Source organism: Actinopolymorpha sp. B17G11 (assembly GCF_040196095.1).
Taxonomy (GTDB): Bacteria; Actinomycetota; Actinomycetes; order Propionibacteriales; family Actinopolymorphaceae; genus Thermasporomyces.
Map to the genome: position 1 here is coordinate 58080 of NZ_JBEFTW010000005.1, position 22889 is coordinate 80968.

A 22889-nucleotide genomic window follows, 5' to 3' on the forward strand; every position below is an offset into this window, starting at 1 on the left:
CGCCCGCAAATGACCACGCTGAGCATGCGTGCCGAACCGGGGCAAGGCATCGACGCCCGCCCCGGCGACCGTAGGCATGCTCAGCGTGGTCATTTGCCGCTCGCGGTGCCGGCCCGCGCCATCCCCGAGCGTCGGGGATGGCGCGGGCTCCGGCGCGGGTTTCCGCGCGGGTTGCGGCGCGGGTTCGGGTCGCTGGGGCGACGGGTGGTGCGAGTGTGCGCGGCGTTCGGCGTTGTGGCCGGGACGCTGGCTGGAGTCGCGCTCGCCATGCAGCCGGCCCAGGCCGCGCCGTGGGACTGCGCGTTCGGCAGCGGCGAGATCTCGAACGCCGGACCGGAGCACGGCGGCGCAGGCATGACCGCCTGGATCCCGGTGATCGCCAAGGAGGACGTGCCACCGGCCGCTGATCCCGACCGGGCCAAGCGGGGCCGGCAGGCCAACCCGTCCGACCACACTCTGCTGGAGGTCGCAGGCCCGCGGGGGCTGTTGTGGTCGTACACGCCGCAACGGGTGAAAGAGGACCTCGACGAGTTCGACACCGGTGACCCGGAAGACAACTTCGAGACGAAGTGCTCGATCATGGACGCGTCAGCGACGGGCCTGGCGCAGATGATGTTCTCCGTCGGCGGCTTCTTCGGCGGCCTCACCATCGGTGTGAAACAGCTGGCCAGCAACGAAGCACCGTTCGAGTCGTTCTACACCGCGCAGGAAAGCCTGCTGAACAACCTGAACGACAAGATCGGTGTGCCCGCTGTCGCCCTCGCCGTCGCGGTGACCGGGTTCTGGGTGCTGACCCGTATGCAACGCCGTTCGGATGCGCGGGAAACCTACAGCGGTGTGATCGCGTCGGGAGTCATCGTCGTGATCGTGGCGGCCATCCTGGCCGGGAACAACTATGTCCACATCACCAGAGCTGTCGACACCTATACGTCCGAATTCAACTCCGCGGTGATGGATCTCGCCATCATCAACAAGAACAAGGACGCATCGAGCGCGTGTTATCTTCCGAGCTCCTCCACCCGATCGGCCGGTAACCAGGCGCGGCCGGTGCCCGACAACCCGCAGGGTTCGCTGACCTACAATCTCGGCAAGCGCGTGTCGTCGTGCATGCTCTACGAAGTGCTGCTCTTCCAGCCGTGGGTCAACGGCCAGTTCGGTACCGAGCGCCAACTCAAGGCCGACGATCTTGTCTTCGACGGCAAGGACCACTGTCCTGACGGCCAGCCGCCGGCGTACGAACGGCCCGGAAACGTCGAGAGCATCGAGTACCGGTGCGCGACCAGGCCGAGGAACCCGGGCCAGCAGCAGGGCCGGATCAACCTCGCCGTCCAGCAGGTGATCGCCCAGGCGATGAGTCGCAACGAGACCATCGACGAGAGCGACGGCCGGGTGGTCGACACCGACCAGCACCTGTCGCTGTGGAAGGGTGTGCAGTACAAGGTCGCGCAGGAGTACGAACCGAACTACGAATTCTGGCGCGGCACCCAGCCGACCGGGCGGATGGCAACGGCGATCGCGGCGCTCTTCGTCAACCTGATCGCGTTCATCTTCGTCGGACTGCTGGCCGTGCTGACGATCTTCTGGCACGCGGTGTTCCTGATGGCGTGGATATTCCTGCCACTCATCGGCGCGATCGCGGCGTTCCCGCCGGCACGTCGCATCGTGCGTACGGTCGCGGGCATCATGGTGCAGGCCGTGTTCCTGCGCTGCGTCTTCGGGCTCGTGCTCGCGCTTCTCCTTGCCGTGTTGAACATTCTGCAGGTCGCGAGCGGAGGTACGGTCATCAAGATCTTCCTCATGCTCGTCGCGACCGCGGCCATCTGGAAGTTGTTGAGTGCCTTGCGCACCGGCGCGATCGCCCCGCAGATCGTCCAGGAGGCAGGGCAGAGCGGCATGATGCCGTCCGACGGAGCACTGCTCGGCCGGGCGGGACAGGCGACCGGTGGTGCCTACCGCTTCCAACGCAATATGCGTGCAGGCGCGCGTGCGGGCGGTCGCTCGGCCGGTGCCGCGGCGGACGGACTCGGCTATGCGCGCGGCTCGCGGGAGTGGCGCGCGGAAGTACGCCGCGGCCGGCTGCAGGGCGCGGTCACCGGAGGCAGGATGACCACCCCCGGCGGGCGCGAACTCGTCCACGCCGAGGAACATGCCGGCGCCCGTGCGGCCGGGGAGACCTACCGGAGTGCGGCTCGGCAGCGGATCTCCGAGGCCGACGAACGCCGGCGTTCGGACGGGTCCGAGTCGTCCGACGAGCGTCACGGGAAGGTCGTGGAGGAGGCCCGCCGCTCGCGTGGTGAAGCGATGCGCGCAGCCCGCGGTTCGCGGCCGCCTGGTTCGGGTTCGTCGGGTTCCTCGGGATCCGGTTCGGGTGCCTCCGGCGGCGTCCGCTCGGGCCCACGTTCTGAGTGACGAACGTGATGCGGGGCATCAAGGTTGTCGCGCTCGGTGCGCTCGTCGTCTTCGTCGTCCTTGTCGCTGCCCTGCAAGGCGATGCCGCCACGACGCTGGTGGTCGGCGTCCTTGCCGCCGTCGCGCTCGTCGCGTGGTGGCGCCGGAGTCCTTCCGCGGCAGGCTCGGTGCTGTCGCTGGCGGTGACATTGCTGGGTACGTCGATGACGACCGCGTGGGCCGGTGACCAGACGCCGCTGGTGTCGCCTTTGCAAGCGGGGCTGGTGTTCTGGCTGTTCGCGTTCGTGGTGGCGGTCGTCGTCTGGCTTGTGCCGCAGCCTGACCGGCGCAACCGGGCGTTGACAACTGCGATGGCGCACGCGGTGCTCTTGGCGGCAAGCCCGTTCGTGGTGCTGGCGCCTTCGGCCGCGCCGATCGCGGGCCTGTGCGCGGCAATGGCAGTGGTGGCATGGCGTTGCCGCGGATCCGTGCGTACGGAACAGTCCGCGTCTGCGCTTCGCACCCAGAGGCATGTCGGCCGTGCGGCGGAGTTGCATGGAGCGGGCAGGACAGCCGAGGTGTTGGCGGCTGCCTGCTCATCGGGCTGGCAGGTGTTCGGGTCCCGGGTATTGCCGGACAACGGTGCCGGACCCCGACCGGTGGAACAGGTGCTGGTCGGTCCGCCAGGCGTCTACGTCGTCGAAACCCGAAGCTGGCAAGGCGACGTGTCGCTGGTAGACGCCCCTGGCGACGAGGCTGGCGTTCAGGTGGCGACTCAGGCGTACGCCCTCGACGGCGACACCACGGAGCTGGCGGCACGCCTCGCTCCGGTGGCGCGGAACGTTCGCCAGCTGGCCGACCTGCTCGGCATCGATCCGGTTCATGCGTACGGTCTCGTCGTATTCTGGGACGGCACCTTCCTGCCAGAGGGTGCGGTAGAGCTCACGGTGCTCGCCGAGAATTCTCAAGCTGAACTTGTTCTGCTGAACGGCGACCAGTTGGAGCACTGGCTTCGCCAACAACCCATGCGCATGCGCAAGCGAAACCTCACCAGACTGGCAAGCGACGTAGAGACCAATCTCCCGCCAGTGCCACAGCAGTGGTGAAGATCCGCTCCGACACGCAAACACCAACTGATCGCCTGCCGGACGGTAACGACCTCCAGACTGCGTGTAAGTGCCGACCGGCAGCCTGTGGAGCACCCGCCGACAGGATGCTGCCGCGGTGACGCCAGCCAGCTTCGCTCGTCCGATCGGGCGGGATTCGGCTGCTAGTGTTGCTCTCCGCATCTGGGAGGGTTTGGGGGTTATGGGGCAACATCGTCGCGCCATCGGGGCAGCCGCGCTCGTCGCCAGCTGCGGCCTTCTGGTCTCCGGATGCCCGTCCGGAGCACCGGAACCAACGCCGCTGAAGACGTCATCGCCGACGGCGACGGACAGTCCCTCGACAACCGCCAAGCCCAGCCCGACCGGGTTGGCTGCATCAGGTCCGGTCGCCGCGGCCCGGCAGTACTTCGATCTGATCAACGAGTCTCAGGAGACGGGCGACGTATCGGCAGTGCTCCAGGCGAGCGCACCGGAATGCGAGGGCTGCAAGGGGGTCGCCGACTACATCGGTGGAATCTACAAGCGCGGTGGCCGCTACCAGGGTGACTACAAGGTTCGGATCAACAGGGTGCTGCGCGTTCCCGCATCGGATCCGCCGGCCGTCACCGTCTTCTTGGACAAGCAGTCCTACGAGTTGATCCCCGAAGCCGGCGCGAAGCCAACACCACAGCAGTTTCAGCAAACCACGTGGGGCGTAACGGTCGAGGAAAGGGATGGCCGATGGCTGGTCACGAAGTTCGACAACGAGGACTGATCGGCGCACTGGCGCGGTACCCGCTCGCGGCCATCGCAGCGGCCGGACTCTTCGTCGGCGTGGCCCTCAACCCGCTGGCGCCCAACGCGCACGCCGACTCTCACGGTGACCCAGGATGTCAGTGGGGCTCATGCGAAGGCGCTCCAGAGAATCCGGGGCCAGATGACCCGGGCCCGGACAACCCGGCGCCGGACTGGCCGCAGCCCGGCGTTCCTCGCACCGACGAATACCTCACTCCCGCCTGCTCCAGCAACGGGCCTCCTCCGGGCGACGGCGGCGCCTTGTGCGGCGCGGCTACCCAGTCGTGTCAAGCGGAGGGCGAGCTTCGCTTCTTTGTCTACACCCGGACCGAACGCTGGAACGGATCGGCGTGGGTACCCGAGGGTTCATGGGAGTTCCAGGGTTCGGAATGCCGTGGATCCGACGAGGAGGAGGGCCCACAGGTCACGCCGGAGCTGGTGATGGGTTGGCTGGAGGAGTACGGCCTGCCTTCGGCGAGCGCTGAGGTCAACCCCGGCAACGGTCGTACCCTCGTCGACTTCGACAATGTCTTCTACACCGAGCTCTCCGGCGAGCAGACCGTGCAGGTCGGCCCCGGCGGCATCGTCACGGTGCACGCCAATCCGGTGTCCTACCGCTGGTACTGGGGTGACGGCACCTCCGACGTCACGAGCCAACCCGGCGGGCCATACCCCAACATGGACGTCACCCATACCTACAGCCGTACCGGCGACTACGAGGTCCGGGTCGACGTCACCTACAGCGGTTGGTACGAGTTCGGCGGGAATCGAGTCGACCTCCCGGGCACTTACACCCAGCCAGGCGACGCGTCCACGCCCGTGACCGTCCTGTCCAAGCGCGACGTCCTCAGCCGCTGACCTCTTCAGCAGAAAGTGATCCTGTTCAGTACCGCTACACCACGGCGCCCGGTGAGCCTACGTCGCCGCGACGCGTCGAGTCGTTGGAGGTTGGTCGGCTTCTACCCCGACAAGCCTCCAACAACTCGGCAGAACACATCCCGGTGCGCATGACCCGTTATGCAGGTCGCGATGATGGCTGCGTAGGCCGGTGACCAGACACCGCTGGTGTCGTCTTTGCAAGCGGGGCTGATGTTCTGGCTGTCCGCGTTCGTGGTGGCGGTCGTCGTCTGGCTCGCACCGTCGACAACAGGGCCCGTCGACACCGCTGACCGTTTTCGAGAATGACCCCGTGCACAGCCGGAGCCGATAGGACGAGGCGTTGAGTTGTAGGGGTTTCCCGCTTCTAGCCGGGCATGCCTCCAACAACTCGACGAGACGCCGGATCGCCGCAGGTCGCTAGGAGACCAGGTCGTCGATCATGATGGCGGCCAGTCGGCGCACCGCGTCGCGGGTCGCCGGACGCAACAGCTTGTTGATCGCATTCGGGTCGCGGAACGGGATCTTGCCGCCGCCGTCGAGGGCCGGATCGTAGGGGACCACGACGAGGTCCCGCACATGGTCGGAGAAGGCGCGTTCGATCGCGCGGACCTTGACCGGACTGGCCGTCTCCTTCGCCACCACGGCGAGTACGACGCGGCGGCGAATCTCCGGGTACCCGTTGTCGGTCAGGAACTGCAGCGTCTTCCGTGCAAGGTTGGCGCCATCCTTGGTGTTGTCGGTCACTAGCACCATTCCGTGCGCGACGCGCAACGTGCCGAGCATCGCTTCGTGCGTGATGTGGGTGCCGTTGTCGAGAATCGCGAACGAGAAGAACGGTGCGAAGAGTTCGGCCAACAGCTCGACGTCGGACACGTTGAGCTGGTGTCGGATCTTCCGGTCCGTCGAGGCCGCGAGCACCCGGACATTCATCTCGGGCACCTTCTCCATGAAGTCGTGGACGTGATAGCGCCACGGGATTTCCTCGACATGTGCGAGAAGGTCACGAATCGAATGGTGGGGGCGTACGCCAAACCGGTCCGGCAGGGTTCCGAGGTCAGGGTTGAGGTCAGCCACACCGACAGACTCCCGACGGCCTTCGGCGAGTTCGGCCGCGAGTAGTGCCGCCAACGTCGTCTTGCCCACCCCGCCCTTCTCCGAGGCGATGCCGACGTAGCCGCAGTAGCCGCGTGTACGCCGAAGCTGGCGGTTCAGGCGCTGCCGAACGTCCCACTCGTCACGGTCGCGCTTGCTCATGCCGACATTGACCCGGCTGAGTCGGTAGAGCGCACCCTGCCAGCCATGACGCGGAATCGGCCGGCGCCGTTGCGTGGTGAGTTCGTCGACGAACGAGTCCTCCTCGACGTCGTTCGCCGGCGGACCCGACTCGGCCGGCCGCCATCCACCCGGTGATGCGGCCGACGCCGAACCCCCCGCATACCCGGAACCAGAAGCCTCGATGCCAGTGGCTGGCGGGCGAGCCTGTGGTCGCTGGCGCTCCGGCGGCGACGTTTGGCCGTACGTCGATGTCGAGCGTCCCGCTTCCGGGTGCGGCTGAGGCTGCGCCGGCTGAGTGGGTTGCCGAGGCTGGGATTGGGCAGCGGGGGTTTCGCGCACTGGAGGCGTGTGGGAGTACGGCTGTGCAGTGCTGCCCGCGCGAGGTGATGAGCTCGGCTGGGTCGGCGCGCCGGAGGCTGTGCCCGAGGAGGCTGGTGTGCTCGGCTCCGGTGGTGTCGTTGAGGCCGGTGGTGTGCTTGGCTCCGGTGGTGTGGTGGAGGCGGGTGGTGTGGTGGAGGCGGGCGGCGTGCGTGGGGGCCGCGGCATGCCCGGTTGCCCTGCCGACGTTGGCTGCCCTGTCGAGCTCGGCTGGTTCGGGGTGCCCGGCCTGGAACCCGCATGACGAGGAGACGGCCTTCCGACCCCAACCCCGGTGCGGTACGTCGAGGAGTCCTCGAATCCCCGTCTCGTCAGCGAGGGGGTGGGCGCGTCGGCGTCCTCGGTGCTCGGGCGGGGCGTCCAGTACGGCGGAGCCTCGAACCCCTCTCCCGTCGTACCCGACGTTCCGGATGTGGCGGGAGCAGATGGGCGTGCTGTCTCCGGTGCATCCGGTTCAGCGGCGTGGTCCCCGGCAGCGTGCTGCGGGCTACCTGAGGAGGCGGCGCCGGAGGCCGGCGTAGGAGCAGCAGGGGCTGCCGCCGTTGATGAGGCCGATCCGGGCGCGGTGGCCCCGGAGGCCGTGGAGCCAGCAGAGGCTGATCCGGGAACGGTCGGGCCGGGCGTTGCTGATTCCGACGTTCCCGGGTCTGGCGTCGTGGGGGTCGGTGCTTCCGGCGTTGACTCCGACGGTGTAACCGAGTCGAACCCCTTGTCCTCCCTGGCCGGTGGCGCCTCGGGGTGTGCGGTGGGCTCGGGGTGTGCGGTGGGCTCGGGGTGTGCGGTGTCCTCGGGGTACGGGGTGTCAGAGTCGCCCGGCACGGCGACCGGGTCGTGACGCGCGGACGGATCGGCTTCGCTGTCACCAACACCAGGACCAGAACCAACAGAACCGGCCTCCGGGCGAGACGGCGCGTCACTTCGTCCTGGCGGGGCGGAGGCGTCGGAGGTACCGGTACCGAAGATGCCCGGCGGCGCGGGCTTGGACTCGCCTGGCCAGGACGCTCCGGGTAGCTGCGAATGTGGATAGGGCCGGCCGACGCCGACGTGGACCTCGTAGGAGCGACCGCCGCTGCGCGAGCCGGCTCCCGATCTCCCCGGCGCCCCCGACCTCGACGTCGCATCCGTCGGTCCCGAGACCCCCGTTGGTCCCGAGGCACCCGCGGCTCCTGATGCGTCCGACGTGCTGGCAACGCCGGAAGCGTCCGTGCTCCGGACCGACGTCACGACGCTCTCTCGTTCCCGGTCCGCTTCCCGTTCCGGGTGCTGCTCCTGTTCGCCGTCCGGCCCTCGTTCACGGCCCGGCCGATCCTGGTCCGACCCCTCCTGGTCCGGCTGTTCGCGGTCCGGCTGCTTGCGGTCCTGTTCCCCCTCCGGCCCACGTTCGTGCTCACGGGACCGCTGTGACGCGCCCGACGCGGCATCGTCCGAGCGCTCGGTCTCGTGGGGTTCCTGGTCACTCACAACTCACTCCCTGGCCGTGGGGTTCGAACGTTACCGAGCGAACAGGGAGGCGATGATCCCGAGGGCGACAAACAATCCGGCACCTCCGATGATGATCAACCGGCCTCTCGTCGACGTCTGCCAGAGTTGCGACACTGGCGCGCTTCCGGTGGCGAGTTGGGCGGCGTGAGCGACCTGCCGGAACGCTCCAGGCCGTGCTTGTTGAACCACGTCACCCTCGTCGCCCGAGGCAGACATACCCAGCGCGAGGCGCTGCGCCTCACGTACCTCCCCGAGACTTCCCACGAGATGGTCGAGGCTCTTCGGCGTCAGGGGCAGCAGCGTCACGGATCGGTCGCTCTCGACACAGAGCACCGCGTTCCACGGATCGTCTGGGTCAAAACCTTCGACGCCGTACGCCGTCGCTTCGTCCCAGGGCAGGTCCGCTCCCGGTTCGTCCTGCGTGGCGTCGTCCTGGACCGTTCGTACGTCGGTGTCGTCAGCAGGCGCAGGCCGCTCCGGTGGCAGTCCGGCGATGCCCGGCGGTGGGTTGGCGGTTGACCGACCAGCAGGCTGACCAGCGGGCATGCCGACGGCAGAGGACCCGGAGTCCGGGTTCGTCGTCACGTCGCCTCGCCCCTTCCGACACCGTTGACGGTCGTACGAGAGGCAACCGCAAACGCGGCCACCACCTCATCGCGAACAGTAGTTGCTCGGCCGGGATGTGCAACCGGCCGCGCTCATGCCGTGCTGGCCGCGCTCGTGCCCCCGTGCCCGCCCGCTCGTGCTCGTGCCTGCGGCACGCATGCCCACCGCGCTCGCCGCGCTCATACGCCGCCCTGCCGGCCTCACGGTTCGACGCCATGACCGGACAGCCACAGCTCCGGGTCCTCGGGCCGTCCCGCGACGCGTACCTCGAAGTGCAGGTGAGGACCGGTGGAGTTGCCGGTCGTCCCCACCTCCCCGATCATCTCGCCGGGTATCACCGACGCTCCCTTGACGCCCGGTGCGAAGGTCCGCAGATGGGCGTACGAGGTCATGACGCCGTTGCCGTGGTCGACAGTGACCATGTTGCCGTAGGCGCCTGCCCACCCCGCGAAGACCACGGTCCCCGCCGCCGCTGCCCGCGCGGGCGTTCCCTGGCTGGCGGCGAAGTCCAGCCCCGTGTGGCACGCCTCCCAGCGGCTGCTGCAGTCGCCGAACCGCGCGGTCAGGTGGTAGCTGCCGGGCGCCACCGGGGTGACCCAGTCGCCGGTGTCCGGGAGCCGGCCGGCGTTGCCGTAGACCGACACATGGACGTGGTCGTAGTGCAGGCAGGTGTCGCTCGTGCAGCCCTGGTAGTGCCGGTAGTCGCGCCAGCCTTCGCTCTGCCGCGCGACCGACCAGATCTTCTTGTCGAAGATGATGTACTTCACGCCGAGGGCGGAACGGTTGGCGACGACCCAGCGGGCGACCTTCCAGCCGTACGCCTTGGCATCGGCGCTCTGATAGTCGTCGAACGGCAACATCGCATCGACCGCCCGCCCACCGGCGTGGTCGCCGTCACCGCCGGCGGGGCGGTCGCCGACGCCGAAGTACTGCTCGATCTCCGGGAATCGCTCGTGCGTACACCGCAGGACCGAGCCGGCGTCAGGCGTCAGCCCTTCCTCGACCTGTGGCCACGGGGTCGGCGGGCACTGCAGGCCGGGCGGGAAGCCACAGTCCTCGGCTTCGCCCGCGGATCCGGTGGCTTCGGCGACGATCGCCCGGGCAAGGGGTTCGTCGTCGGCGTACGCATTGGGATAGGCCGACCGCTGGACAGCCTGGGCGGCGTCGGTGACCGTCATGGATTCCCAGCCGCCGATGTCGGCGAGCCCGGGCTGGCCACCACGCCCGCCGGTGTAGAACATCGTGGCCGAGATCTCGGGATCCATGCGTTCGGTCAGCGATCCCCAACCGGCCCGCTGCTGGAAGAGGCCCACGGAGTCGCGGTCACCGTAGGGGATGTTGTGCAGCGTCGACTCCTGCATGGCGGTGGCGAGCGCGACGACCCAGCCGTACTCGGGGATGTTGGCGCGGCGGCCCATGTCGATGATGGTCTGGGCGTTGCGGGCCTGTTCGGCGTCAAGCTGGTTAGTCTCGGCCGAGTTGCTGGCCGTGATCGCCATCGGACCGCACTGGGCCGCGGTGCTCGCACCATCGGAGCCGAGTGGCGCGAACAACGCCATCGACATCGACCCGATGAGCGCCACCATCATGAGCGGGATCACGGTCACCGCGACACCCAGCGCGATGAACAGCGTCCGCCGGTGAGGGGCGTGGCGGACGCGCCCGCCGGTGCCTCGGCGTACGGCGGTGTCGACGGCGCGGCGACCGGCCCGGCGGGCGGCTGCCTTGGCGAGGCGCTGTCCGACGACCTTGGCGGCCGCGAGGATCGGCGCCGCCATCAGGCCGCCCCGGCGTCAGGCTTCGGTGTCGGTTGCGGCGTGTCGGTGTCGGGCAGGACCTCGGCGACCCGCCAGCCGGTCGTGTCGAGGACGAGGTTGCAGCGCACCTCGAGGCCGTCGCTGAACGTCGTCGTGGTGCCGGCGGAGTAGGGCGTGGCCGCGACGACTCGCGGCCTTCCATCGACGCGGGACGTTGGTAGCTCGGCCGGGTCGACGTCGGCGAGGCGGCTGGTGAGCCATTCGGTGGCGTACGGCCGGATCCGCTCGGTGCGCTCGGTCGGGGTGCCGGGACGTTTCCACTCGGCGAGGAACCGCTCGGTGACGTCCGCGAGGGCCGCCTTGGTCTTGGCGTCGGGAACGTATGCCCGGTCGTCGTCGTGTCCGGTGCCTCGGCTCGTCGTCGGGTCCGGGCTGACCGGACCGGCCGGTGCCGGCGTACCACCCGCGGGTGGTGGCGTCTCCTCCGTCGCGGAGGTCTGCGAGCCGGCCGCATCGCGGTAGGTGGTGACGAGGAGCGCAACGACGGCAACGACGGCGGCAACTGCCACCGTCACCGCGGTGATCCGGACGCTCCGGTTGTCCATCGGTCGCTCCCCCGACGGGCAGGCCCGGGGCGCTGCGCCGCGGGCATGTCGGCAACCACTGTGTCTCGAATACCGTACGCGACGTAACCGCAACTCCGCAGCGCGGCCAAACCTCACACCAGCCGTCGTACGAACGGAACCCGGCGGGCCGCGAGGGTCACGAGCCCGCAGTCGTGCACCCAACGCGACGAGGACGCCCAGGTGAGACGCCATCTCGACGTACGCCGAGGCGAAGGTCGGCTGCGGGCGGCGGGTGGCCGCTGCCGACGTGCGGGCGAGTGTGAATGCCGTGCCGCGCACGCAGCGCGTTCAACGCACCTACTCGGTCGGCGGACGGCGAGACGTCACCGCCTCGCGAGCGACCAGGAAGACGAACTCGACGTTTCCGAGGACGTAGCGTCCCAGCAGCCGACGCGGCTCCTGCACCATCCGGTGCAGCCACTCGAGACCGGACTTCTGCATCCACAGCGGCGCTCGGCTCACCACCCCGGCCACGACGTCGAACGACCCGCCTACTCCCACGGCCAGCCCGACTCGAAGCTCGCCGAGATGCCGGTGGAGGAACTCCTCCTTGCGTGGCGTGGGCAGGCCGACGAAGAGCAGGTCAGGGCGGGCCGCGGCCACCTCGGCGACGACCGAGGCCTCCCCCTCCGGTGTCCAGAAGCCGTCTCGGGCACCGACGATGTCCACGCCCTGCGCCCGCGCGACGTCCGCTGTCCTGCGTACGGTCTCAGGCTTCGAGCCGAGCAGGTAGACCCGGAATCCGCGCTCTGCGGCGACCTCCCACATCCGGAGCATGAAGTCGATACCCGTCACGCGTTCAGGCACTGGGGAACCGAGAAGTCGGCTCGCCCACACGACCGACTGGCCGTCAGCATTGGCAATGGCGCATGACTCGAGGACCTGCCGCAGGTGGGGATCGTGCCGTGCGGCGATCACCTTGGCGGCGTTGATGGCGACGTGCTGGTGAGGTTGTCCGGTACGGATGAGCGCGCAGGCGGCCTTGACCGACTCTTCCATCGTGAGCGCGTCGACCGGGACGCCGCAGATGTGGGTACGCCTGGACGAGGGGGCGTCGGTCGCGATGCCGTCGTCGTCGGCGTCCGCCCTCCGCGGTGCCGTCACGTTCCCTCCCGCGAAGCCCGGATCACGCGAACGACGGCCCGGGTCAGAGTCACATCGCACAGTGCAGGGTTATACAGCCAAATGACGAACCTCGAACGTCGCTGCGCCGGCCTGACCACAACGACTCGGCCGCACATCTTCACGTCGTCGCGTGCTCCGACCGAGGGTGCCTGTCCAGCATGCCAGTGCAGGAACGAGGGGGCGACCGAGGATCATCAGCCGTTGCCCGATCGCTACGCGGTGTCCGTGGTCTGTGTCGGTACGGAGTCTTCGTTGTTGCTTGTGACGGTGGGCGTGACCGCGAGCCGGCGGACCGCGCGCACCGTGCCCGCGACCTCGCGTCCCTGCAGCACCGCGAACACCGCGCCGAACGCGACAACGCATCCTGTCGTCACGCCGATGCGTGGAACGGCGACGGCCAACCCGGCGAGCGCGATCCCGGCGGCGCCGGTGGCTGCGTACCGCGCGATCCTGCGAACGCGGACAAGGCCGAGCCGCCGGAACGCGACCACCACCGGGATGCCGGCCTGGACGACCATGGCGGCGAGGTAACCGACCGCGATGCCGACCGCGCCGAGGCGGGGCGTCACCACGAGCCAGGTCAACGCGCCCAGGACCACGCCGACCGTGGAGGCCAGCGGCGGAATCCGCGCGAGCGAGAGGTCGTACGCCGACAGGACGTTGACCGACGGTACGGCGATCACGTAGAGCAGGACCGCCAGGACCAGGATCGCGAAGACGGCGCCGCCGCCGGCGTACGACGGGCCGAAGACCAGCCCGAGCGCGGGTCCACCCAGCATGGCGGCGAGCGTGAACGCCGGCAGCATGCTGACGGCCAGTACCCGGGTCACCGTGGCCGTGTGCCGGGCGAGTGCCGCGCCGTCGCCACGGCCGACGGCCTCCGCGGCCGCGGGGAAGAACGCGAGTGCCAGCGCGCGCGGCAGGAAGAAGGCGGGACCCACCAGGGCCATCGCGGCGGCGTAGACACCGGCTTCGGCCCCTGCGGTCGTGTGGCCCGCCACGACCATCGACACCTGGAAGAAGCCCTGGCCGGCGGCGATGCCGAGCGCGGTGAACGCGACGAATCCGCCGAGCTCGGTGCCGAGCGGCGGCATCGGTTCGCGTTGCGGTCGGGACTGCCGTGGTTGCCGACCTGGCTCGCGTGGTTGGTCTGACTGGCGTTGTTGCCGTAGTTGTTGACGCGAGGGCCGCCCTTCGCTCGACTCGCCTGGCCAGCGTGGTGTGGAGGCGGCCGCGGCGAGCGCGAACCCGGCGTACCCGATGACCAGGGGGAGCACCAGCAGAGCGCGCCACTGCGGCGGCGCCCAGGCGACCGCCGCCACCGTGAGGGCGAGGATCGCGAGGTCCGCGCCCACCTCGAGGACCGCGTACCTCCTCGCAAGGTCGTGGCCGTAGAGAACCGATTTGGCGAACGTGTACGCCGAGTAGGCCGCGGTGAGCGCACACGCCGTCGCCACATCGAGCCACCCGGCGCCGGGAAGGACCCAGCGCCCGGCGACGCCGAGCAACCCGACGACAAGGCCCGTGCCGGCGAGGGTCCAGAGGCTGAGCTTCCGGCGTACGCCCACCGCCGCGGCCGGACCCCATCGGGCCGTCGCGACCGGGAGGAACTTCGCCGCGCCGGCACCGGTCGCGGCGGCCGTCGCGAACGTCGCGAAGAACGCGAGCGACACCTGCGCGTTGATCTCGGCGAGCCGGGCAGGATCGCCGGTACGACCGAGGAGGGCGGTATAGACCAGCCGCGTGAGACCCAGCGCGGCGATTCCGAGCATCGACCAGAGCATGCCGCGTACCAGCCGGGCGGCCAGCCGGCGCCGTGCCGAAGCCAGCGTCGCCGCGCCAGTCGTGGTGTCGCCCGGGGTGTCGGCCGAGGCGTCGGTTGAGCCGGGCAGGGTATCGTTCGGCACGGTTACGTCCCCAGAGGGTGAAGTTTCGCGCTCACGGTACTCAACCGGCCGCGACACCCCCGGACTCAGGACACCCAGGATTTCCGAACAGTTCCGATTTCCGAACAGCTCCGTAGGAGACTCGGCTGCGCGTCGTCGTCGTCACCAACCTGTGGCCGAGCGAACTGCGTCCGGCCTGGGGTTCGTTCGTCGCCAGCCGGGTCGAGGCGCTGAGGCGGCTGGGGCACCAGGTCGATCTCGTCGCGGTGCGTGACCATCCTTCTTCCGTACGCCGCTACGCGAGCCTGCTCACCGCGGTCCTGCGCGAGATGCGGGGCCCACGGCGAGCACCGGGCCGCCCACGGCGAGCGGTGGAGCGACGGCGAGCCCGAGGCCCATGGCGAACCCAGGTGGCACAGCCGGGTGAGGGCGTGGTGGAGACCGTCGTGGAGGCCCACATCGCGTATCCGACGGGTCTGTTCGCCTGGCCGCTCGCCGCTCGGCTGGGGGTGCCACTCGTGTTGTTCGCCCACGGCAGTGACGTGTTACGGCTGCCGGGCAGGTCGGGTCTCGACCGGGCGCTGTGCCGGGCGGTGTTCCGCCGGGCGGCACTGGTGGTCGCCAACAGTACGTATCTCGCCGGCGAGGTCGAGGCGCGTCTGGGTGTGGACCCGGAGCGGATCGTCTGCGTGTCACCCGGCATCCGGTACGCCGACCTGGCCGCCGCGGCAGCTTCGCAAGGCTCGGCGAACACCGTGCCCGCTGCAGGACTCGCGACCCGCACGCCTGCCGCAGGTCCAGCGACTCCCGCACCGGTGTTAGCAGCGGCGGCCGCGGGCCGGCAGGGTGACGGCCGAAGACCCCACGAGCTGTTGTTCGTCGCCAACCTCATCCACCGCAAGGGCCTCGACATCCTGCTCGACGCCCTGGCGGAACTGACCAAGCGTGGTGACGACGTACCCGCCCTCCGGGTCGTCGGCGACGGTCCGGAACGACCCGCGCTGACCCAACGCGCGCAGCAGGCGGGACTTCCGGTCTACTTCGCCGGTGAGCTGCCGCACGACGCCGTGATCGCGGAGATGGCCTCGGCCGACCTGCTGGTCGTACCCTCCCGCGAGGAGGCGCTCGGGCTCGCGCCGCTGGAGGCGATGGCCGCCGGGTGCGTACCCGTCGTGGCTGCCGTCGGTGGCCTCACCGAGTCGGTGACCGACGGGGTCACCGGGTTCACCTGCCCGCCCGAGGACCCGGGAGCGCTCGCCACCACCCTGGTCAAGGCGGTCGCCGCCGTTCGCGATCCGGCCCGCAGGGCGGCGCTGCGGGAGGCCGGCGACACGCTCGCCCGGCGGCACGACGTCGACGCCGCCGCCGTACGCACGATCGAGCACTACGCCGGCCTCGGTCGTACCGCGCGTCGATCGTCAGTCCGCCCATGCTGACGGGCCTCCGTGCGCGCACGCGGACCGCCATGCGTACGCCGCTGCGGACCCGGGGACGGCGGCTCGCTCTCGCGGTCGGCGCGGTCGGTGCGGCTGCCGTCCTCGCGGCCAGCTTCGTGGCCGATGCTCTCCTCCCGCCGGCCAGCGCCCGGATGCCGCTCACGTTCTATGTCGATGCCCGGATCGGCAACGACGCGGCGGTCGGGCGGACGCCGGAGGAGCCGCTCGCGACTTTCGGGGAAGCGGTCCGTCGTGCCGAACCCGGTGCCGAGATCCTGCTGACCGGCTACGGCGACCGGTTGACCTACACCGGCACCGGGACGCGCTGCGTCACCCTCGCAGGCAAGCCCGACCGGCCGATCGTGATCCGCCGCAACGTCTACACCAACACCCTCTCTCCGGCGGTGTTGACGACCGACCACCTGGTGCACGGCGGGTGGAAGCGTCGCCACGGAAGCGAGGGCGGCTCACGCACCTGGTCAAGGCCGTGGCCGCGCAAGATCCGGCTGACGGGTGACCCCGACGTCGGGTTCGTCAAGATCGGCGGCATCGCCCTCACGGGTTATCCGCGCAGGCCGCCGGCATCGGTCGACGAAGCGGCGTGGTGGGAGGGTGGGGAGGTCTACGCCCGCACCAGTCGGGCCGACCCGAACCGGTACCCCGTGATCGTGAAGGACGGCGACGCGCTCTGCCTGTCGGGGAAGTCCCGCCACGTGCGCATCAAGGACCTGATGGTCGTCGGCGCCATTCACGCGGTACGCATCGAACCCGGTGCGGCTGACATCCGGATCGAGCACATCGTCCGTGAGAACGTCCTCGATGCCGATCAGCGCTCTGGCCAGCCTTCCGACCAGCCTTCTGGCCTGCGTTCCGACCAGCCTTCTGGCCTGCGTTCCGACCAGCCCTCTGGCCTGCGTTCCGACGAGCCTTCTGGCCAGCCGTCCGTTCGGCGTTCCGACCAGCCCTCTGGCCTGCGTTCCGACCAGCCCTCTGGCCTGCGTTCCGACCAGCCCTCTGGCCTGCGTTCCGACCAGTCCTCTGGCCTGCGTTCCGACCAGCCTTCTGGCCAGCCGTCCGATGGGCGTTCCGATCACCTGGACCTGGAGACGGACGTGCCGGGGCTCCTGGAACACGGCGGAGACAAGCAGTGACCTCGGTCGGTTTCGGTGTCGCCGCGGTGGCCGTCGCGCTCGTCGTGTGGTGGCGGGTTCCCTGGCTGCGTTCCTGGCCACCGGCGCTCGGCCTGCTCATCGCCACCTTCACGGTCGTACCACCGCACCAGATCATCGTCCTCGGAGTCGGCGCCGACGATGCCCTGTTCGTGCTGGGCCTCGGCATGCTGCTGCCGTACGCCCTGCGCTCCCGCGTCGGGGTCGGGTCGGCGGCAGGGCGGCTTCCGTACGTCTGGCCGCTCGCCATCGGCGCTGGACTGCTCGTCGCGGGCACGACGATCTCCGCGTTCGTCAATGCCGACGGGCTCCCTGACACGGCCGCGTTGCTGCTGCGCGGCCCGATCCGACTGCTGCTGTACGTCGTGATGGTCGTGGTCATCGTGGCGCAGCTGCCGCGGGAGCGGACCCGGACCGTGGTGGCCCGCGGCCTCGCCGCGGTCGGAACGTTCGAGGCGGCGTTCGGTGTGCTGGCGTACACGATCGGACTGCCGGGCGGATTCGGTCTGCAGGCGGCGCAGGGGAACACCAGTCTGGTCGGGGAGATCCCCGGCCGGGTCACCGGCACCCTCGGCCTCTCCCCGAACTTCCTCGGCGCCCTGCTGGTCCTCTCTATCCCGGTCACGCTCGGGATCGCGCTGGACGCCGCGACGCGGTGGCATACGTACGTCCGATCCCTGCTCAGCCGGTTGCTTGGTCGCACTGCCACGACGGTCAACACCGGGGCCGGGGGCTGGGGGCAGCTGGGGTGGGCGCTCGCAGTCGTCGTCCAGACCTGGGCGCTCGTACTCACCTACACCCGCAGCTCGCTCGCCGTGACACTCCTCGCCTGCGCGGTCCTGGTCGCTCTCCGGGGGCGGCTACGGTGGCTGGCGGTCGGTGCGGTGGTCCTCGTCGCACTGCTCTTCCTGACACCGACGTTCGACCGGATCATCCACGACCGAACGGATCGGCTGGCGTTGTACACCTCGGCCGTCCGGGTGTTCCTGGACTATCCGATCGCTGGTGTCGGCCCAGGCGAGCAGGCTCGGTTCACGGCGGCGGCACCGGAGCTCTACCGTGCGACACCGTACGGCGTGGCAGGCAACAACGCCCACAACACGGTGCTGCTCGCCGCCGCCGAGAACGGCGTCCTCGGACTCCTCGGGGCGCTGGTGCTCAACCTCGCCCTCGTCGCGGTCGCGGTCGCGGTCATCCGGCGGGCGCGGGCGATGAGCCGGTCGGCCAACTCCCTCCGCACCGAACCGTTGGCCATCGGTGTGGCGATGCTGGCCTTCCTGTTGCAGGGGATGGCGAACAACCTGTTCACGGTGACGCTGACGGCGAGCGCGCTGGTGATGCTGCTCGGCGGTTGCGCTCTGCCCTGGCTCGACCGGACGGCAGACGAGGACGTGGCGGGTGCTGGTTCGCTCGCTTCGCGTGACCTCGCCAAAATGGCGGGAAACCCTGAAACCTAGGCGGATCTAAACGAATCTACCGTCTACGCTAGACAAACGTAGATCGCGCGAGAGCCCGCAGGGTTGAGTCCGGGCTGCCCCGGCCCGACACACCCGCGGGACGGGGGCCGGATACGACTCATCCCCGCAGCTCGCCGAACCCACCGAAGGTCGCCGCACCCAGCGAGGTCTTCCGTAGTGTCTGTGCCTATCGCCGGGGACACGGGCGAGTGTTCTACTTCAGTCCTGGCGACGAGGAGTACCCCGTCTACCACCACCCGGACGTCCTCAAGGTGATCGCCAACGCTGTGACGTGGGCCGCGCCGACGGAGCCGGAGCGTCGGACGCCGTGCGTGTCGCGGCGCCCGACCGGGTGGTACGAGTCCGGGGAGACGCTCTCCACGGCTGACCCGCGCCTGGCCCAGTCCTGACGTCCCGTGCTGGTCGGTGAATGACCACGCTGAGCAGGCGTACCGCACGCGGAACGGGTGTCGACGCCTCTTTGGCGAACACGGGCATGCTCAGCGTGGTCATTCAACCGCCGCGGGCATGCTCAGCGTGGTGCGGCCAGTCGGCCACCGGGGCGCGGCCAGGTGCCGTCGACCACACCTGCCGCACCATCGAACGTCAGCAGGCGCGTGTGCAGGCGTCGCAAGCTCGCCCGGGAGTCCCGCCGGAACTCGACGTACGTCCCAGTCGCCTCCATCGCGAACTCGGCGAACGTCCGCACCGCGGTGAGAACGGCCCGCGTCGGCGCCGTTCCCAGCAGGGCAGCACGGGAGACCTGGCCCGGGCCAGCGGACACCGTCGCCGCGAGGATCGCGGCCACCGCAGAGACAGCCGCCTGCCGGAGGCCGGTCCTGAACGACTCGATGGCGTCCGCCGACGTACGCAGGTGGCCGGCGATCTGGTGGCAGGTCTCCCGTAGAGACTCGAAACAGGTGCTCAACACGTCCTGGTGATAGGTCTGCAGCGCGTCGGCGGCTGGACCCTCCCAGGAGTCGAGAAGCCTCGTCACCGCTCCCGCGATCTCCGTCCGGCCTGTCGTCACCCGGGTGCCGAGCGATGCGCGCGCGGCTCCTACGTACGAAGGAGCATCGGAGGCTCCGGAACCACCGTCCCAGTCCTGTGCCGCTGCGCGCAGGAGCCGAGCGTCCCCAGGCGTTACCACCATGTCCCGGGTCTTCGGCCACGCGGCCTGGACGGGATGTGGCAGCAGCTCGAGGTGCCGGTCGACCATCCACGCCATGAATCGCACGGGGTCGCCGTGCGGGTCGATCGCCTCGCCACGCCCGCGGCCGGCTGCCGGCATCGCGCCTTGCTCGCTCAACGCCCCTCCCCTAATCGTCGAGCTGGCGGCCGATGGCGTGCAGTTCGTCGCTTGCCTGGTCTTCCTGGTCCTGCCAGCGCCGGGCCGCGACATGAATCGTCGCCCCGATGTCATCGAGTACGACGCGACCGTCACGCAGCAGGTCCGACGCCGAACGCCGAAGCGCGTCATAGGCGTGGGCGAGGTCGTCCTCGCCATCGTCGGGGTGTCCCCACGCCTCGACGGGAAGGTGCAGCGGTGCCTCGTCCAGGGACACGGCGAAGCGTCCCACCGTGCCGCCAACGTCGGCAAACGTCGACGCGGCACGCTTGAACGCGGCCAGGTCGACCGAGGTCTTGGCCACCGGTTCACCTCCGAGCTTTCCGAAGTAGGTTAGGCGATTCGACGATCACCGCGGGGTGGTCATCCACAGGAGCCGGGCGCGGACAAGCCGCTCGCTAGACGGCGCCCCCTTGGAATTGGTCAGCTAGGGCAGCCGCTTGCGGAGTTCGTCCATGCGGTGCCGCAACTGCGCGAGCTGTTCCTGCGCCACCTCCTCGATCGGCCGGTCCCCGGTGATTTCCGCGGCGAGTTCGCCGCGCCGCCGGGCCGCGGCCTCCTCGCCCTCGCGGAGCGCCGCGACGAGCTCCTGGGCGAGCTGCCCCTCGGCGGTCTCAGTGGCATGGCGCGAGCGCATCTCGATGTCGATCAGCTCCCCCTCGCAGGTGAACTCGACGGCGACACCGGTACGGACGTCACCGGTGCGGACGGTTTCGGCCGCGAGCTTCGCCATTACGTGCCGCAACGCGGGCACCGCCTCGGCGACCCACGGAAAGTCGACGAGCCTGCCGATCTCGGAAGCAGCGGGTAGTCCACCCATGGCGGCGGCGTGCATGCCGGCGTCGTGCAGATCGGCGTCTCCCGGGTTGGCGTCGTGCGATCCGGTGTCGTGCGATCCGGTGTCGTACGGGGCCTCGTCGGTCGGGTCGGCGAGGTACCGGTCGGCGTACCCCAGGCCAGCGGTCGCCAGGTCGAGGAAGTCCTGGTCGGTGAGGTCCATGCCGAGGTCGGGCAGATCTGGCTCTTCGCCGTAAGGATCCTCGCCGAGATCCATGAGGCGGGCATCGGCCGCCGCACTCGCATCCCTCCCACTCGCATCCCTCGCGGCCGCATCGCTCGGACCTGCATCGGGTACGCCAGGAGCGACCGGCACGTCGGCCCCGGCAGTTGTCGACTGCGCAGACGGGTCCAGTGAACCCGCTCGAGGGGTGTACAGGGACTCGGCAGCGGCGACGGCGTCCCGGCTCGCGCTCCGGTAGAGCCGCGCGACCTCGGTGTCGAGGGCCCGCGCCTGGATCGCCCGGGTCCAGTTCGGGTCGAGCGTGATGGCGTGGATCCGGGCGTGGCCGTCGACTGCGACGCGGACGGCGCCCCGGCTACCCTCCGCGGTGAACACCCGCGCGGCAAGGTGAGTTTCGAGGGCACGGAGCTGCTCACCGAACGCCGTGACGGCCGAAGCCGACGGCTGCGACCCGGCAGCGCCATGGTCGCTCCGGTCCGCACCCATGACGTGTCCCCCGATCACGGCCCTGCCCGTGGCAACGGCGAGCAAAATACCTGGCCAGGCGGGTCCGGTGTCAAGATCGTCCGTCCACCGATACGACTTTGACATTCTCGTGCGGTGGCGCGCCGCCCCGTTCGGTGGCCGGCGAGAACGCCGGGCACCCCGTCCCATCCGGGAACGCGACCGCGACACGCGCTAGCCGCATCTAAGGAAATCTACGGGTTTTGCTAGATGTGGACATACAGTCCGATCGTGGATCCCGTACGGAACCCCTACGCGCCGGGTGCGGGCCAGCGCCCGCCGGAGCTTGCCGGCCGCGACCGGGAGGTACGCCAGTTCGAGGTCGTCCTCGAACGCGTCGCCGCCGGCCGCCCCGAACGCAGCATGGTGCTCTCGGGCCTGCGCGGCGTCGGCAAGACGGTGCTCCTCAACGCACTGCGTTCCCTCGCGCTGTCCCGCGCCTGGGGCACCGGCAAGGTCGAGGCCCGCCCCGACCGGTCCATCCGGTTGCCGATCGCGCAGGCACTCCACGCCGCCAGCCGCGAGCTCGCGCCCCGGCACCGCGACCCCGAACGTGTCGACGAGTTCCTCGGCGTCCTCAAGGCGTTCGCGCTCGAGACGACGGCGAAGGACCGTAAGGGGGTGCGGTGGCGACCGCCCTATGAGGTGCCGGCCCTCCGTGGCCGCGCCGACTCCGGCGACCTCGAACTGGACCTGACCGAACTCTTCACCGCTGCCGGCGAACTCGCCCGTGACCTCGGCGTGGGTGCCGCCGTCTTCATCGACGAGATGCAGGACATCGCGCCGGACGAGCTGTCGGCCTTGTGTGGTGCCTGCCACGAGATCAGTCAACGCGCGGCGTCGTTCATCGTCGTGGGTGCCGGCCTGCCGCACCTCCCGGCAGCGCTGTCGGCGAGCAAGTCCTACGCCGAACGCCTCTTCCGCTACGTCTCGGTCGACCGGCTCGAGCGGACCGCGGCCGACCGCGCGTTGACCGTTCCGGCGGCGACGGAGGATGTGGAGTACGAACCGGAGGCGCTGAACGCCCTGCACGACGTCACCGACGGCTATCCGTACTTCGTCCAGGCGTTCGGCAAGGCCACCTGGGATGTCGCGCCGAGAAGCCCGATCAGCGTCGACGACGTGAAGGTCGCCGCACCGGAGGCGGAGGCGGAGCTGGCGGTCGGGTTCTTCGGATCCCGGTACGAACGTGCGACACCCGCCGAGCGGGAGTACATGCGGGCGATGGCCGAGCTGGGCGCCGAGGTCGCGGACCATCCGGTGCCGACCGGCGACGTCGCCAGCATGCTCGGCCGCAAGCCGCAGAGCCTGTCGCCCGCGCGGGACTCCCTGATCAAGAAGGGCCTCGTCTACGCCGCCGAACGCGGAACGGTCGCCTTCACCGTCCCTCACTTCGGCGCCTTCCTGCGTTCGCAACACGCGTAGCCCTTCTGTCGTACGCCTCGACTGTCCGTCGTTCGGCGATCCCGCCATGGGTGCCTGCGGACGCCAGGTAGGCTCGCGCACGTCCCCGATCATTCGCACCGATGGCGAGGCCCAGGTACATGCGCTGTCCACGTTGTGGCTCTGACAACTCGGACGGCCCTCGCACCTGTTCTCGCTGCGGCATGACGTTGACGCCTCACCAGCAGAGCGGTGGGCAGCCCGGAAACTTTGGGCAGGCAGGGATGCC

19 protein-coding genes are annotated in these 22889 nt (G+C 69.7%); 10 read left to right on the plus strand and 9 right to left on the minus strand.

All coding sequences use genetic code 11. The features are described 5' to 3' along the window. Positions 1 to 24: 24 nt before the first annotated feature. The 4 genes from ABN028_RS07515 to ABN028_RS07530 all read left to right on the plus strand — a co-directional run bounded on the left by ABN028_RS07515 (position 25) and on the right by ABN028_RS07530 (position 5126). Complete coding sequence (locus tag ABN028_RS07515; RefSeq protein ID WP_349696082.1) at positions 25 to 2409, plus strand: hypothetical protein; 2385 nt, start codon at positions 25 to 27, stop codon at positions 2407 to 2409. Positions 2410 to 2417: 8 nt separating this feature from the next. Beyond that, positions 2418 to 3494: a nuclease-related domain-containing protein gene (locus tag ABN028_RS07520; protein ID WP_349696083.1), complete on the plus strand. Its 1077-nt coding sequence runs from the start codon at positions 2418 to 2420 to the stop codon at positions 3492 to 3494. A gap of 70 nt (positions 3495 to 3564) precedes the next feature. After that, complete coding sequence (locus ABN028_RS07525) at positions 3565 to 4248, plus strand: DUF6318 family protein (protein WP_349696084.1); 684 nt, start codon at positions 3565 to 3567, stop codon at positions 4246 to 4248. Further along, entirely contained in the window at positions 4215 to 5126 is a 912-nt protein-coding gene (locus ABN028_RS07530; protein WP_349696085.1) for a PKD domain-containing protein, read from the plus strand. Before ABN028_RS07525 ends, ABN028_RS07530 begins: the two co-directional genes overlap by 34 nt. A gap of 438 nt (positions 5127 to 5564) precedes the next feature. Here ABN028_RS07530 and ABN028_RS07535 read toward each other — a convergent pair whose 3' ends face one another. After that, complete coding sequence (locus ABN028_RS07535) at positions 5565 to 6401, minus strand: MinD/ParA family ATP-binding protein (protein ID WP_349696086.1); 837 nt, start codon at positions 6399 to 6401, stop codon at positions 5565 to 5567. Between the two features lie 388 nt (positions 6402 to 6789). Here ABN028_RS07535 and ABN028_RS07540 point away from each other — a divergent pair, with 388 nt between their 5' ends. Continuing rightward, complete coding sequence (locus tag ABN028_RS07540) at positions 6790 to 7044, plus strand: hypothetical protein (RefSeq protein ID WP_349696087.1); 255 nt, start codon at positions 6790 to 6792, stop codon at positions 7042 to 7044. Between the two features lie 1247 nt (positions 7045 to 8291). On the opposite strand, the gene ABN028_RS07545 is transcribed toward ABN028_RS07540, so the two are convergent. The 5 genes from ABN028_RS07545 to ABN028_RS07565 all read right to left on the minus strand — a co-directional run bounded on the left by ABN028_RS07545 (position 8292) and on the right by ABN028_RS07565 (position 14303). Next, the gene (locus ABN028_RS07545) at positions 8292 to 8867 is read right to left on the minus strand and encodes a hypothetical protein (protein ID WP_349328409.1); all 576 of its coding nucleotides are present in this window, start codon (positions 8865 to 8867) and stop codon (positions 8292 to 8294) included. 221 nt (positions 8868 to 9088) lie between these two features. Then, on the minus strand, positions 9089 to 10666 hold the full coding sequence (locus tag ABN028_RS07550; protein ID WP_349696088.1) for a M23 family metallopeptidase: 1578 nt from the start codon (positions 10664 to 10666) through the stop codon (positions 9089 to 9091). Further along, positions 10666 to 11250 carry a hypothetical protein gene (locus ABN028_RS07555; protein ID WP_349328407.1) on the minus strand — a complete coding sequence of 195 codons (585 nt, stop codon included), beginning with the start codon at positions 11248 to 11250 and terminating at the stop codon, positions 10666 to 10668. The genes ABN028_RS07550 and ABN028_RS07555 overlap by 1 nt, the downstream gene beginning before the upstream one ends. A gap of 318 nt (positions 11251 to 11568) precedes the next feature. After that, on the minus strand, positions 11569 to 12375 hold the full coding sequence (locus ABN028_RS07560) for a WecB/TagA/CpsF family glycosyltransferase (protein ID WP_349328406.1): 807 nt from the start codon (positions 12373 to 12375) through the stop codon (positions 11569 to 11571). A 233-nt stretch (positions 12376 to 12608) separates the two neighbouring features. Then, on the minus strand, positions 12609 to 14303 hold the full coding sequence (locus tag ABN028_RS07565) for a lipopolysaccharide biosynthesis protein (RefSeq protein WP_349328405.1): 1695 nt from the start codon (positions 14301 to 14303) through the stop codon (positions 12609 to 12611). A 164-nt stretch (positions 14304 to 14467) separates the two neighbouring features. On the opposite strand from ABN028_RS07565, the gene ABN028_RS07570 reads away from it, so the two are divergent. The 4 genes from ABN028_RS07570 to ABN028_RS07585 all read left to right on the plus strand — a co-directional run bounded on the left by ABN028_RS07570 (position 14468) and on the right by ABN028_RS07585 (position 18754). Next, positions 14468 to 15718: a glycosyltransferase gene (locus ABN028_RS07570; protein WP_349696198.1), complete on the plus strand. Its 1251-nt coding sequence runs from the start codon at positions 14468 to 14470 to the stop codon at positions 15716 to 15718. Beyond that, a complete protein-coding gene (locus ABN028_RS07575; protein WP_349696089.1) occupies positions 15712 to 16869 on the plus strand; it encodes a hypothetical protein in 1158 nt (385 codons plus the stop codon). The genes ABN028_RS07570 and ABN028_RS07575 overlap by 7 nt, the downstream gene beginning before the upstream one ends. Then, positions 16866 to 18344, plus strand: a complete 1479-nt coding sequence (locus ABN028_RS07580) for an O-antigen ligase family protein (protein WP_349696090.1) — start codon at positions 16866 to 16868, stop codon at positions 18342 to 18344. Before ABN028_RS07575 ends, ABN028_RS07580 begins: the two co-directional genes overlap by 4 nt. Before the next feature lie 74 nt (positions 18345 to 18418). Further along, on the plus strand, positions 18419 to 18754 hold the full coding sequence (locus ABN028_RS07585; RefSeq protein ID WP_349696199.1) for a ThuA domain-containing protein: 336 nt from the start codon (positions 18419 to 18421) through the stop codon (positions 18752 to 18754). Between the two features lie 122 nt (positions 18755 to 18876). On the opposite strand, the gene ABN028_RS07590 is transcribed toward ABN028_RS07585, so the two are convergent. From ABN028_RS07590 to ABN028_RS07600, 3 genes are all read right to left on the minus strand, one after another. Continuing rightward, positions 18877 to 19653: a hypothetical protein gene (locus ABN028_RS07590; protein ID WP_349696091.1), complete on the minus strand. Its 777-nt coding sequence runs from the start codon at positions 19651 to 19653 to the stop codon at positions 18877 to 18879. 10 nt (positions 19654 to 19663) lie between these two features. Then, positions 19664 to 19996 carry a hypothetical protein gene (locus tag ABN028_RS07595; RefSeq protein ID WP_349696092.1) on the minus strand — a complete coding sequence of 111 codons (333 nt, stop codon included), beginning with the start codon at positions 19994 to 19996 and terminating at the stop codon, positions 19664 to 19666. Positions 19997 to 20119: 123 nt separating this feature from the next. Continuing rightward, positions 20120 to 21199: a YbaB/EbfC family nucleoid-associated protein gene (locus tag ABN028_RS07600; protein WP_349696093.1), complete on the minus strand. Its 1080-nt coding sequence runs from the start codon at positions 21197 to 21199 to the stop codon at positions 20120 to 20122. A gap of 249 nt (positions 21200 to 21448) precedes the next feature. Between ABN028_RS07600 and ABN028_RS07605 the strand changes: the two genes are divergently transcribed. Next, entirely contained in the window at positions 21449 to 22642 is a 1194-nt protein-coding gene (locus ABN028_RS07605) for a DUF8462 domain-containing protein (protein WP_349328398.1), read from the plus strand. Positions 22643 to 22889 lie beyond the last annotated feature (247 nt).

Coding starts and splice junctions, on each gene's coding strand:
- ABN028_RS07515 (WP_349696082.1), top strand. CDS start 25: ATGCGTGCCGAACCGGGGCAAGGCATCGACGCCCGCCCCGGCGACCGT.
- ABN028_RS07520 (WP_349696083.1), top strand. CDS start 2,418: ATGCGGGGCATCAAGGTTGTCGCGCTCGGTGCGCTCGTCGTCTTCGTC.
- ABN028_RS07530 (WP_349696085.1), top strand. CDS start 4,215: ATGGCTGGTCACGAAGTTCGACAACGAGGACTGATCGGCGCACTGGCG.
- ABN028_RS07535 (WP_349696086.1), bottom strand. CDS start 6,401: ATGAGCAAGCGCGACCGTGACGAGTGGGACGTTCGGCAGCGCCTGAAC.
- ABN028_RS07550 (WP_349696088.1), bottom strand. CDS start 10,666: ATGGCGGCGCCGATCCTCGCGGCCGCCAAGGTCGTCGGACAGCGCCTC.
- ABN028_RS07555 (WP_349328407.1), bottom strand. CDS start 11,250: ATGGACAACCGGAGCGTCCGGATCACCGCGGTGACGGTGGCAGTTGCC.
- ABN028_RS07575 (WP_349696089.1), top strand. CDS start 15,712: ATGCTGACGGGCCTCCGTGCGCGCACGCGGACCGCCATGCGTACGCCG.
- ABN028_RS07600 (WP_349696093.1), bottom strand. CDS start 21,199: ATGGGTGCGGACCGGAGCGACCATGGCGCTGCCGGGTCGCAGCCGTCG.